The sequence below is a fragment of the Streptomyces sp. 2-1 genome, assembly GCF_048564895.1.
Classification (GTDB): domain Bacteria; phylum Actinomycetota; class Actinomycetes; order Streptomycetales; family Streptomycetaceae; genus Streptomyces; species Streptomyces phaeochromogenes.
Window position 1 is genome coordinate 2919155 of sequence record NZ_CP183383.1, and the last position, 11603, is coordinate 2930757.

An 11603-nucleotide genomic window follows, 5' to 3' on the forward strand; every position below is an offset into this window, starting at 1 on the left:
TCACTCACCCACACCGGCAAGATCCCGAAGCCGCCGCCCCTGCGCAGCCCGCTCGGCAACCCGCTGATCCTCGTACGTACGACCCACGGCCCCCTGCAACAAGGCCTTGGTCTCGATCAGCGCGTCCCGAGGCGCGGCGAGCAGCGCCCCGGCGAGATCACGCGCGGCATCGTCGAGCTGGTCGACGGGCACGGCGATGCTCGCGAGCCCGGTCCGCTGCGCCTCCTCGGCCAGCACGAACCGGCCCGTCGCACAGATCTCCAGCGCCCGCGCGTATCCGACGAGCCCCACCAGCGGATGCGTGCCCGTCAGGTCGGGTACGAGCCCGAGGCTGGTCTCGCGCATGGCGAACTGCACGTCGTCCGCGACGACGCGCAGGTCACAGGCGAGTGCGAGCTGGAAGCCCGCCCCGATGGCATGCCCCTGCACGGCGGCGATGGACACGATGTCGCTCCGTCGCCACCAGGTGAAACCCTCCTGGTATTCGGCGATGGCAGCGTCGAGCTCGGCGTCGGAACGACGTGCGAGATCGATGAACGACGGCTCGCCGTCGAACCCCTCGGGCGTGAACGCCTGCCGGTCGAGCCCCGCGGAGAAGGATTTGCCTTCGGCGCGCAGCAGGACGACACGGACGGTACCCGGCAGCGACTGCCCCGCCTCGGCCAGTGCCCGCCACAGAGCGGGGCTCTGCGCGTTGCGCTTGGCCGGGTTGGTCAGCGTCACCGTGGCGAGCGCATCGTCCACGGTGAGCCGTACGCCGTCCTTGTCGAGCAGCGGGTCGAACGAAGCCATGGGGGGCCTCCGATGTGTGCGGTCAGAGAGGGTGCCGTAGGAGCACACCCTTAAGTGACTGCACAGTAACCACCCGGGCGGTCAATCGACCGACCGGGTGGCCACCATCGGAGAACGAGGAGCCGCCCGGCGTCAGGCCGACGCGGCCTTCTTGCCCCGCGTCGCTCCGCCACGCCCACGGAGCGTGACGCCCGACTCACTGAGCATCCGGTGTACGAAGCCATACGAGCGGCCGGTCTCCTCGGCCAGCGCCCGGATGCTCGCACCGGAGTCGTACTTCTTCTTCAGGTCTGCCGCGAGCTTGTCGCGCGCGGCGCCGGTTACCCGGCTGCCCTTCTTCAGAGTCTCGGCCACCCGTGCCTCCTCATGGGAAGTGCGCTCTGGACTTCTCATGATCACCCCTCAAGAGCTTCCTGGCCACCCATTCGGCAAGGTCCGTGCGACAAGCTTTGGGTCCCGGAAGCCCGTCACCATGAGCGGAATACGAAATTCCGTCCGTGCTCGTCCGTACGGCCGAACGGGTTCATCCACGAAGTGCCAGGTCAGCGACGCGCGACGGCCGGACCCTTGGGAATACAGAGTCCGGCCGGAAAATCCGTGTAGGACACACCTCGGTACGAGGAGATCTCACACAGATGATGGATCACGGATAAGCCGAATGATCCATACGCAGTTGATCAGTGGTTCGATCAAGCACCGATGACCGCTTCGGCGGACCGTGCCGGGCTCAGGCGAGGGCCACCAGATCCGCGTAGTCGGAGCCCCACAGGTCCTCGACGCCGTCGGGCAGCAGGATGATCCGCTCCGGCTGGAGCGCCTCGACGGCGCCCTCGTCGTGGGTGACGAGGACGACGGCGCCCTTGTAGGTGCGCAGGGCGCCGAGGATCTCCTCGCGGCTGGCCGGGTCGAGGTTGTTCGTCGGCTCGTCGAGGAGCAGGACGTTCGCGGACGACACCACGAGGGTGGCGAGCGCGAGGCGGGTCTTCTCGCCGCCGGAGAGGACGCCGGCAGGCTTGTCCACGTCGTCGCCGGAGAACAGGAACGAGCCGAGCGTCTTGCGGACCTCGACCAGGTCCAGGTCGGGGGCCGCGGAGCGCATGTTCTCCAGGACCGTGCGCGCGGGGTCGAGGGTCTCGTGCTCCTGCGCGTAGTAGCCGAGCTTGAGGCCGTGACCCTCTATGACCTGCCCGGTGTCGGGCTTCTCGGCGCCTCCGAGGAGGCGGAGCAGGGTCGTCTTGCCGGCGCCGTTCAGGCCGAGGATGACGACGCGGGAGCCCTTGTCGATGGCCAGGTCGACGTCGGTGAAGATCTCCAGCGAGCCGTACGACTTCGACAGACCCTCGGCCATCAGCGGGGTCTTGCCGCAGGGGGACGGCTCGGGGAAGCGCAGCTTGGCGACCTTGTCGGACTTCCGCTCGGCCTCCAGGCCCGCGAGGAGCTTGTCCGCGCGCTTGGCCATGTTCTGGGCGGCGACGGTCTTGGTGGCCTTGGCGCGCATCTTGTCGGCCTGCGAGTGGAGCGCGGAGGCCTTCTTCTCGGCGTTCTGCCGCTCGCGCTTGCGGCGCTTCTCGTCGGCCTCACGCTGCTGCTGGTAGAGCTTCCAGCCCATGTTGTAGACGTCGATCTGGGCGCGGTTGGCGTCCAGATAGAACACCTTGTTGACGACCGTCTCGACCAGGTCGACATCGTGGGAGATCACGATGAAGCCGCCGCGGTAGGTCTTCAGGTAGTCGCGCAGCCAGACGATCGAGTCGGCGTCGAGGTGGTTCGTGGGCTCGTCGAGGAGCAGGGTGTCCGCGTCCGAGAAGAGGATGCGGGCCAGCTCGATACGGCGGCGCTGACCGCCGGAGAGCGTATGGAGGGGCTGGCCGAGCACCCGGTCGGGCAGGTTGAGCGCGGCGGCGATGGTGGCGGCCTCGGCCTCGGCGGCGTACCCGCCCTTGGTGAGGAACTCCGTCTCCTGGCGCTCGTACTGGCGCATCGCCTTCTCGCGGGTGGCGCCCGAGCCGTTCGCGATGCGCTGTTCGTTCTCGCGCATCTTGCGGATCAGGGTGTCCAGGCCACGCGCGGACAGGACGCGGTCGCTGGCCAGCATGTCGAGATCGCCGGTGCGCGGGTCCTGCGGGAGATAGCCGACCTCGCCGGAGCGGGTGACGGTGCCGCCGGCGGGGGTGCCCTCGCCTGCGAGGACCTTGGTGAGGGTCGTCTTGCCGGCGCCGTTGCGGCCGACCAGACCGATGCGGTCGCCCTTGGTGATGCGGAAGGTGGCGGACTCGATGAGGACGCGGGCGCCGGCACGCAGTTCGACACCGGAGGCGGAAATCACGGACATACTCCTGGGCAGGGTTGATGACGGGGTGGGCGGCTGAGATCGGTCACGCCGTCTAGTGCGCGAGGAGAATGGCCATGGGCCAAGTCTAACGGGGCCGTGCAACCACTTTTTCTGCGTGCGGGTGTTCGGGAGTGTGACGCTCATTGCCCGGCGGGACGGCGGCGAGGTGTCCCCCGTTCGGCCCTCCGCCCGGCGCCGCGCCCCGGGAGCCCGGCGAGGATGACGCCAGAGGGACGACGTCCGTAGAGGTCCGCAGAGGGTGGTGCGCCCATGCAGTTCGACGACGACGCCGATCTGGACACCTCCGAGGTGCAGGACGTGCGAGGCAGTCGGATCCCGGGCGGCAGGGCGACCGTCGGTGGTGGCGCCGCCGCTCTGATCGCCCTCCTGTTGGGGCTCTTCTTCGGTGTCGGTCCCGACCAGCTGGGCCTGTCCTCCGGCGACGAGGAGCCCGCGGCGACCGCCTCGTCCCTCGCCCAGGTCCAGCAGACGTGCCGCACGGGACGGGACGCGAACACCAAGGAGGACTGCCGCATCGTGGCGGTGGTCAACAGCGTCCAGGACTTCTGGGCACAGGAGTTCGAGCGCCGCGGCGGTACGTACACGCGGTCGCCGACCGTCCTCTTCGGCAACCAGGTCGGCACGGCCTGCGGTGCGGCGACGTCGGCGGTCGGGCCCTTCTACTGCCCCGCCGACCGGAAGGTCTATCTGGACCTGGGCTTCTTCGAGGAGCTGCGGACGAGGTTCGGCGCGAGCGGCGGTCCGTTCGCGCAGGCGTATGTGGTCGCGCACGAGTACGGGCACCACGTGCAGGACCTGATGGGGACGCTGAGCCGCTCCCAGGACGGGCGGACGGGCGCGACCAGCAACGCGGTGCGGGTGGAGCTGCAGGCCGACTGCTACGCGGGTGTGTGGGCGCACCACGCGACGACCACGAAGGACGAGTCGACGGGCAGGCCGCTGATCACCAGCCTCACGGACGCCGACATCCGCGACGGGCTGGACGCGGCGGCGGCCGTGGGCGACGACCGGATCCAGGAGCGGTACCAGGGCCGGGTGACCCCCGAGTCCTGGACCCACGGGTCGGCGAAGCAGCGGCAGCAGTGGTTCTACGAGGGCTACCGCACGGGCGACATGGCGCGGTGCAACACCTTCCGCTGAGCGGTGGAACTCTGCCGGATCCGGCTCGGGAGGGCGTTGTCGGTGCCGGGTGCAAGACTGTGGAGCAGGTCACATTCAGGCGATGTTCCGGCACCGGGACCAGAGGGAGTGATCGGCATGGCAGGCACGGACGGCGGGCGCCCGAGCATCTACCCGACACTGCTGTACACGGACGCGAAGGCGGCGATCAAACAGCTCACGGAGGCCTTCGGCTTCAGCGAGGCCTCGGTGTACGAGGGCGAGGACGGCAAGGTCCTGCACGCCGAGCTGGTGCAGGGCAACGGCGCGGTGATGCTCGGCTCCCGGGGCACCGGCGGCCGTTTCGACGAGGCGATGAAGGGCTCGACGCACACCGGGGTGTACGTCGTCGTGGACGACATCGACGCCCACCACCAGCAGGCCGTCGCCCACGGCGCCGAGATCCTGATGCCCCCGACGGACCAGGACTACGGCTCCCGGGACTACATGGCCCGCGACATCGAGGGCAACATCTGGAGCTTCGGCACGTACGCACCGGAGATAACGGCCTGACGCGATTGGCCCCGCCCGCGCCCTGCGCCCCGTTAGGGGCGCGGGGCTGTGCCGATATGCGGCTCCGCCGCGTGGGCGCGAGCAACCACAGCGGACCCGCACCCGAACACGCACCCCCTGAAGCCCCCCGCGGAGCGCCTAGCTCCCCCCGGTGTGCACCTGGAACGCAGCCCGCCGCACGGCCTTCGCGAGCGCCGGATCGGGATGGGCGGCGGCAAGCGCGACCAGCACCTGCACGGTGCGCGGATGCCCCACCGCCCGTACCTCGTCGAGCAGCGCCGGCACGGTCGGCTGCACGGCGGACTCCAAGTGCCGTACGAGGAGCGGGGCTTCGCCGTGGTCGGCGACGGCCGCGGCCGTGTCGACCCACAGCCAGGTGGCCTCCTCGCGGGTCAGCACCTCGTGGGCGTCCTCGGGGTCGTGCCCGTCGTGCTCGGCGAGCCACAGCAGGGCGTAGGGCCGCAGATGGGTCTCGTCGGACACGGAGCGGACATCGGGCTCGGCGGGGGCTCCGACGACGCGCAGGGCCTCGAAGGCGAGTCCGCGCAGCAGGGCGTCCTCGCCGCGGGCGGCGTCGAGGAGTTCGGTGACGGCGCTGCCGACGGTCCGGGCGGCGAGCCAGGCTCGGTACTCGGCGCGGGCCGCGTTCGGGCGGAGCTGGGCGCAGCCGCGGAGCATGTCCTCGGCACCCTGCTCGATGTTCCCGGCGGGGCTCTGCGCGGCGACGCAGATCTGCTCCAGCTTCACCCAGACCGCCCAGCTGCCGAGCGGGGTGAGGGTGGCCTGGCCGTCGGCGCAGGTGAGGGCGCCCACGTCGGCGATCGCGTGCAGCGCCCAGTCGAGGAGGGGGGCCAGCGGGGTGTCCTCGGCGGGGCTCTCGACGGGCTCGGGCTGCGGGCCGTAGGGGATCTCGCAGCGCTCGGTGCGCAGTTCCGTGACGCGCTGTTCGAGCAGGTCGAGGAGTTGCGGTACGGGGACGGGACCCGCGGACAGCTGGAGGAAGGAGAGGACCTGGGGCATCGCGGAGACGACCTCGGCGACGGCGGCGGGCTCGCGTCCGTCGGGGCCGGGGTGGGCGATCGACCAGGCGTCGAAGAGGGCGACCCAGCCGCGCAGCACGGCGCTGTCGTCGCGGTTCCAGGCGCGCAGCCGCCAGCCGGGGCGCGCGATGCCGCCGTGCACCTCGACCAGGCCCGCGAGACGTGCGGTGTCCCAGTCCGCGCGGACCTGAGCCGGGGTCAGGGCCAGATCGCCGGCGGCCCGTTGGGCGGTCGCGTCGGAGAGCGTGCCCGCGCCCTCGGGGGTGCCGCCGGAAGCGGTGCCCTCGCGGGCCTTGGCCGGGCTCAGGACGGCATCGGCCCAGCGGGCGACGCGGGCCGCGCCGGCGAGTACGGAGCGCGCCATGCGGGCGAGTTCCGCGGGTGCCGGTGTGCCTTCCGGCGGGCGGGGGGCGGGTCGGCGCGTGGGCCTCTGGGTCATCGCTCGGGGGGCGGCGGCCAGGGTTCGCGGGCGGACGAGTCGGAGCCTGGAGTCGCGCGGGATACGGGACGTCACGGGGGCAGTCTTCCGGTTGACGGTCCGAAAACCCAAACGGAATGCCACAAGGGGCCACAGGGATGGTCTGCGCACCGGTCCCCGCGGGCACTCCTGGGGCGTGAACGGGTAGGTGGTACGGAGTTAAACGGAACCTCCGGGACCGGGCGGAACGGACACCCCGGTGGCGGACGGGGAGAGGCGGGGAGGAGGCCGCGTCAGGAGATGAGGCGCCGGACGAGGGCGCTGGAGGAGGTCGGCGGACGAGGCCCCCTGGACGAGGTCGTTACATCAGGGGGGTGAGGAAGCGGCGGAGGGCCTCTTCGTAGCCGGCCGGGTCGGCGTTCCACATGGCGCCGTGCGGGGCGCCCGGGACCGTGTGCAGGGTGACGAGGTCGGGGCGGCGCTCGGCGAGGCGGCGTGAAGGGCCCCAGGGGGCGACCGTGTCGTCCGGGCCGTGCAGGACGAGGGTCGGCACCTTGAGCCGTTCGGGGTCGGCGGCGCCCTCGATGCGGTCGCCGTGCAGTCCTGTGCGGCCCTGGGCGGCGCGGACGGCCAGCGGCAGCAGCGCGCCGGGGGTGCGGCGGGCCCTGGCGAGGGCGCGCAGCGTGGTCTCCCAGCTGAGGACGGGCGAGTCCAGGACAAGGCCGGAGATCTTCTCGCGCATGGCCGAGTGGGCCGCGGCGCGCAGGGCCATGGTGGCGCCGGTGGACCAGCCGTGCAGGACGACCCGTTCGGCGCCGTAGCGCACGGCGTAGCGGATGGCCGCGTCCAGGTCCCGCCACTCGGTCTCGCCGAGGTGGTTCAGGCCGTCGGGAGGGCGGGGCGCGCCGAGGTCCCCCCGGTAGGCGAGGTCCAGGACGGGGAACTGGTGGCGGTGCAGGAACTCCATGACGTTCATGGGGTGTTCGCGGGTGGCGCCGAGGCCGTGCACGGTGATCACCCAGGTGTCGCGGGCGGCGGGCACGAACCAGGCGGGCAGGGATCCGAGTTCGCCGGGGACGTCCACGTCGGCGTGGTCGAGGCCGAGGGCGGCGCTCGGGTTGCCGATGTGCACGCCCGGGGTGAACCACACCTTGTCCCCGGCTTCCAGGGTGCCGTGCGTGACCCGTTCCAGTCGGCGTACGACCGTGTCGGCGCTGTGCGGGGCGGCGTTCAGGAGCGGGCCGACGACCGCGTGGCTGCCGTCGCCGCCGAGGCCGTACACGCCAGGGCGCTGTGAGGCCAGGGCGCGGGTCAGGGTGATCTGTCCCGCCGCCGTGGAGTGCACGGTGAGGCGGGGTTCGGTGGGCAGCGGTTTGCCCGGCGGCGCCTTGAGAGCGGCGTCGCTGGCGAAGCGGCCCGCCGCCACCGTGGCGGCGACGGTGGCTGCGCCGGCTATGGCGACGGTGACGGCTGCTGCCGTCGGATTCACGGTGCGCACGGGTCCAGTCTCCTGACGGAGCCCGTTGTCGGCCAGTGGAGCGGGGCATGAGTGTTCCGGTGCGGCGTGGTGGGGTGCGGGGTGGAAGGGGGCCCCGCCACCGTCACTGCCACCGCGCCTCACCGCCCCACGGCCGCCGCAGCCGGCGACCCGCCCCGTCACCGCCAGTGGGCGTGCCCCGTCACCGTCCCTGGCCGTACCCCTCAAGGCGTTCCGCCACCTCCGTCACCTGCTCCCGGGTCAGCAGCGTGGGCGTGCGCCCGGGGAGGGAGGAGGCGGTCAGCCAGAGGCGGCACATCCACTCCAGTTGGGCCGTGCGGTCGTAGGCCTGGGGGAGAGTGGCTCCGTATGTGAGGGTGCCGTGGTTCTGAAGGAGACAGGCGGTGCGGTCCCGGAGGGCCCGGAGCATGTTCTCGGCCAACTTTGCCGTGCCGTAGGTGGCGTAGGGGGCCACGCGGACGGGACCGCCGAGCGCGGCGGCCATGTAGTGGATGAGCGGCAGCTCGGTGACGAGGGTCGAGACGGCCGTGGCGTGCACCGCGTGGGTGTGGACGACGGCCCGCGCGTCGGTGGCGCGGTAGACCGCCAGATGCATGGGCAGTTCGCTTGTCGGAACGAGTGAACCGAGCACCTGCCGGCCGTCGAGGGAGACCCCGCAGAGGTCCTCGGGGGCCAGCCGGTCGTACGGGACTCCGCTCGGCGTGACCAGGACGGTGTCCCCCACGCGCACCGACACGTTGCCCGAGGTGCCGACGACCAGACCCTCGGCCGCCGTCCGGCGGGCCGTCGTCACGAGGTCGTCCCACGCCCGCTCCAGCGCCTCCCGCGCCGGGGGCGCGTCCCGCTCCCCCGCGCCCCGTCCGTCCCCTGTGTCCCGCCGCTCTTCAGCCATGCCGCGATCCTGCCAGCCGTGCAGCTCAACGCCGGGGCGGGCGGGGCACTTTAGGGCGCGACCGACGCATCCGAAAGGTCGCGCAAGGGCATGAATCGCCTGCCGGGAACGAATGACCGGCATGCGACGGGCTTACAGGGATCTTCCAGTAGCCTCTGGGAGATTTTTCGTGCACGTCGCCATTCCGGGGGGAAACATGGCTCGTGATCGCAAACCGTCCCGTCAACGCGCCCGATTCGTCGCGGCCTCCGTGGCGACGCTGGCGCTCGGCGGCACCGCTCTCGCCGAGGTACCGGCCTCGGCGGCCGCCAAGCCCAAGGGCCACGACGTGTCCTCGCACCAGAAGAACGTCAACTGGTCGAGCGCGAAGAGCAAAGGCGCCGAATTCGTCTATGTGAAGGCCACCGAATCGCACACGTACCGCAATCCGTACTACAACCAGCAGTACAACGGAGCACGCGGCGCGGGCATCATCCGCGGGGCGTACCACTTCGCCCTGCCGCACAAGTCCTCCGGGACGACGCAGGCCGCGTACTTCGTGCGCAACGGCGGCGGCTGGCGGGCGGACGGCTGGACGCTGCCGCCCGCGCTGGACATCGAATACAACCCGTACGGCAAGAAGAAGTGCTACGGCCTGAGCAAGACCAGGATGGTCAACTGGATCAGGGCCTTCAGCAACGAGGTGAAGCGGCAGACCGGCCGGCGGCCGGTGATCTACACCAACTACAACTGGTGGAAGATGTGCACGGGCAACAGCGCCGCGTTCGCCGCGAACCATCCGCTGTGGCTGGCCCGGTACAGCTCGACGGCGGGGTCGCTGCCGTCCGGCTGGAACTTCTGGACCTTCTGGCAGTACGACAACGGCGGCAGCCTGCCGGGTGACCAGAATCTCTTCAACGGATCCCTGAATCAGCTCAGGGCGTTCGCGAGGGGATAGATGGGGTAGCGGACCCCTGAATTCCGCCTCTGTTCGAGACCCCCTGCCGCCACTCCGACACAAGCGGAATGGCGGCACCTCTATCGCGCCACCCCACTGCCCCCCTCAGTTCATCTTCCGTTCACCCAGGTTGCCTACGGTCCCTGTGCCACTGACGTCCAAGAGAAGCCTGGGTAAATGGAACACATCACGCTCCTCCTCGGAATCGTGATCGTTACCGCTCTCGTGTTCGATTTCACGAACGGTTTCCACGACACAGCCAACGCGATGGCGACGACCATCTCGACCGGTGCCCTGAAGCCCAAGACGGCGGTGGCCATGTCCGCCGTGCTGAACCTCGTCGGTGCGTTCCTCTCCGTGGAGGTCGCCAAGACGATCTCCGGCGGCATCATCAACGAAGAGGGCATCCGCACCGAAGTGATCTTCGCGGCGCTCGTCGGCGCCATCCTGTGGAATCTGCTGACCTGGCTCCTGGGTCTGCCCTCCAGCTCCTCCCACGCACTGTTCGGCGGCCTGATCGGCGCCGCCGTCATGTCGGCCGGCTGGTCGTCGGTGAACGGTTCGACCGTCGTCACCAAGGTGCTGCTCCCCGCGATCGCCGCGCCGCTGGTGGCCGGCCTCGCCGCGATGCTCGCCACCCGGCTGACCTACCGGATCAGCAGGAAGGCCGGTGAGCAGGCGACCTCCAAGGGCTACCGCGCCGGTCAGATCACCTCCGCGGGCCTGGTCTCGCTGGCCCACGGCACGAACGACGCGCAGAAGACCATGGGCATCATCACGCTCGCCCTGGTCACCGGCGGTGTGATCGCGCCCGGGTCGAACCCTCCCCTGTGGGTCATCGTCTCCGCCGGTATCGCCATCGCGCTCGGCACCTACCTGGGCGGCTGGCGCATCATCCGCACCATGGGCAAGGGCCTCACCGACCTCGCGCCGCCGCAGGGCTTCGCCGCCCAGACCAGTGCCGCGACGGTCATCCTGGCCTCCTCGCACCTCGGCTTCTCGCTCTCCACCACCCAGTCCTGCTCCGGCGCCGTGATGGGTTCGGGCCTCGGCCGCAAGGGCGGCGTCGTCCGCTGGTCGACCGCGACCCGCATGTTCGTCGCCTGGGGCCTCACGCTTCCCGCCGCCGGTCTGGTCGGCGCGGGCGCCGAGTTCCTCACCAAGCAGGGCACCTGGGGCATCGTCCTCACCGGCGCGCTGCTGATCGCGGGCTCGGCGGTCATCTGGACGCTCTCCCGCCGCCAGCCCGTCACCGTCGACAACGTGAACGACGTCAACGGCGAGCCCGCCGGCGTCGTGACCACCGCCATCGCGGCCGTCACCCCGCCGCCGGCGGGCACGGTCGCCGCGGCCGACGACCTCAAGACCACCATCCCGGGCCCGGACGCCACCGAGCCCGCCCGCCCGGCCACGGTGTAAGGAACCCACAGCATGAAGATCGACTGGGCAGCCCTCGGCTCCGTCTTCGGAGTCAGCCTCATCGTCACCGTCGCCCTCGTGGGCCTCTTCACCCTCGGCATCGTCGGCCTCTCCAAGCGCGAGTCCGCCTCCGCCCAGGGCAACACCGCGACCCTCGCGGTCACGGGCGCGTACGCCTGCTTCGCCGCATGCGCGGCAGCGGTGACGTACGGGATCTATCTGATCGTCGCCTGACGCGTACGGCACCTCCGTCACGCACGACTCCGCCCCGTCGACCCTCCGGTCGGCGGGGCGGAGTCGTGTCCGTGTGTGGGCCTCAGCACACTCTCCCGTCGCAGGTCAACGGCAAGTTGACGGGTGTTCGTGGGCGTGGTGGACTGCCGGAGCCATGTACGGCGGCAGGAGAGGAAGCCGGTGCGAATCCGGCGCGGTCCCGCCACTGTTACCGGGGAATCGATACCCCGGGAGCCAGGAACTCTCGCCGTCGGTCTCGTCGAACCAGGGCGCGGACACCCTGAGTGAGGACAAATCGCCATGCGCGGCTGCCCAAGTGCCTTTCCAGCGACGGTTGTGCCCGACCTGA

The 11603-nt window shown here is 70.8% G+C and carries 11 protein-coding genes and 1 riboswitch; of the genes, 5 read left to right on the forward strand and 6 right to left on the reverse strand.

Going from position 1 to position 11603, the window contains the following annotated elements:
• The 3 genes from ACN20J_RS12840 to ACN20J_RS12850 all read right to left on the reverse strand — a co-directional run bounded on the left by ACN20J_RS12840 (position 1) and on the right by ACN20J_RS12850 (position 3118).
• Positions 1–792, reverse strand: a complete 792-nt coding sequence (locus ACN20J_RS12840; RefSeq protein ID WP_190230188.1) for an enoyl-CoA hydratase/isomerase family protein — start codon at positions 790–792, stop codon at positions 1–3.
• Between the two features lie 132 nt (positions 793–924).
• A complete protein-coding gene (locus ACN20J_RS12845; protein WP_006123601.1) occupies positions 925–1146 on the reverse strand; it encodes a helix-turn-helix domain-containing protein in 222 nt (73 codons plus the stop codon).
• Between the two features lie 373 nt (positions 1147–1519).
• Entirely contained in the window at positions 1520–3118 is a 1599-nt protein-coding gene (locus tag ACN20J_RS12850) for an ABC-F family ATP-binding cassette domain-containing protein (protein ID WP_189840587.1), read from the reverse strand.
• Positions 3119–3394: 276 nt separating this feature from the next.
• Here ACN20J_RS12850 and ACN20J_RS12855 point away from each other — a divergent pair, with 276 nt between their 5' ends.
• The gene (locus ACN20J_RS12855; protein ID WP_361899776.1) at positions 3395–4285 is read left to right on the forward strand and encodes a neutral zinc metallopeptidase; all 891 of its coding nucleotides are present in this window, start codon (positions 3395–3397) and stop codon (positions 4283–4285) included.
• Positions 4286–4402: 117 nt separating this feature from the next.
• Positions 4403–4816: a VOC family protein gene (locus ACN20J_RS12860; protein WP_055616248.1), complete on the forward strand. Its 414-nt coding sequence runs from the start codon at positions 4403–4405 to the stop codon at positions 4814–4816.
• A gap of 138 nt (positions 4817–4954) precedes the next feature.
• On the opposite strand, the gene ACN20J_RS12865 is transcribed toward ACN20J_RS12860, so the two are convergent.
• The 3 genes from ACN20J_RS12865 to ACN20J_RS12875 form a co-directional block, all read right to left on the reverse strand.
• Positions 4955–6370 carry a hypothetical protein gene (locus ACN20J_RS12865; protein WP_189840585.1) on the reverse strand — a complete coding sequence of 472 codons (1416 nt, stop codon included), beginning with the start codon at positions 6368–6370 and terminating at the stop codon, positions 4955–4957.
• Positions 6371–6635: 265 nt separating this feature from the next.
• A complete protein-coding gene (locus ACN20J_RS12870; RefSeq protein ID WP_419665916.1) occupies positions 6636–7772 on the reverse strand; it encodes an alpha/beta hydrolase in 1137 nt (378 codons plus the stop codon).
• Between the two features lie 181 nt (positions 7773–7953).
• A complete protein-coding gene (locus ACN20J_RS12875; protein WP_364195094.1) occupies positions 7954–8664 on the reverse strand; it encodes a class II aldolase/adducin family protein in 711 nt (236 codons plus the stop codon).
• Positions 8665–8860: 196 nt separating this feature from the next.
• On the opposite strand from ACN20J_RS12875, the gene ACN20J_RS12880 reads away from it, so the two are divergent.
• From ACN20J_RS12880 to ACN20J_RS12890, 3 genes are all read left to right on the forward strand, one after another.
• Positions 8861–9601, forward strand: coding sequence for a lysozyme (locus tag ACN20J_RS12880; RefSeq protein WP_190230193.1), 741 nt, complete (start codon positions 8861–8863; stop codon positions 9599–9601).
• Positions 9602–9778: 177 nt separating this feature from the next.
• Entirely contained in the window at positions 9779–11020 is a 1242-nt protein-coding gene (locus ACN20J_RS12885; RefSeq protein ID WP_189840581.1) for an inorganic phosphate transporter, read from the forward strand.
• 12 nt (positions 11021–11032) lie between these two features.
• A complete protein-coding gene (locus tag ACN20J_RS12890; protein ID WP_189840580.1) occupies positions 11033–11254 on the forward strand; it encodes a hypothetical protein in 222 nt (73 codons plus the stop codon).
• Between the two features lie 130 nt (positions 11255–11384).
• Positions 11385–11521, forward strand: a riboswitch (cobalamin riboswitch).
• Positions 11522–11603: the final 82 nt, after the last annotated feature.

What these genes read in the sequence shown, in the direction of transcription:
- ACN20J_RS12885 (WP_189840581.1), top strand. Translation starts at nt 9,779, where the DNA reads ATGGAACACATCACGCTCCTCCTCGGAATCGTGATCGTTACCGCTCTC.
- ACN20J_RS12880 (WP_190230193.1), top strand. Translation starts at nt 8,861, where the DNA reads ATGGCTCGTGATCGCAAACCGTCCCGTCAACGCGCCCGATTCGTCGCG.
- ACN20J_RS12840 (WP_190230188.1), bottom strand. Translation starts at nt 792, where the DNA reads ATGGCTTCGTTCGACCCGCTGCTCGACAAGGACGGCGTACGGCTCACC.
- ACN20J_RS12890 (WP_189840580.1), top strand. Translation starts at nt 11,033, where the DNA reads ATGAAGATCGACTGGGCAGCCCTCGGCTCCGTCTTCGGAGTCAGCCTC.
- ACN20J_RS12860 (WP_055616248.1), top strand. Translation starts at nt 4,403, where the DNA reads ATGGCAGGCACGGACGGCGGGCGCCCGAGCATCTACCCGACACTGCTG.
- ACN20J_RS12875 (WP_364195094.1), bottom strand. Translation starts at nt 8,664, where the DNA reads ATGGCTGAAGAGCGGCGGGACACAGGGGACGGACGGGGCGCGGGGGAG.
- ACN20J_RS12855 (WP_361899776.1), top strand. Translation starts at nt 3,395, where the DNA reads ATGCAGTTCGACGACGACGCCGATCTGGACACCTCCGAGGTGCAGGAC.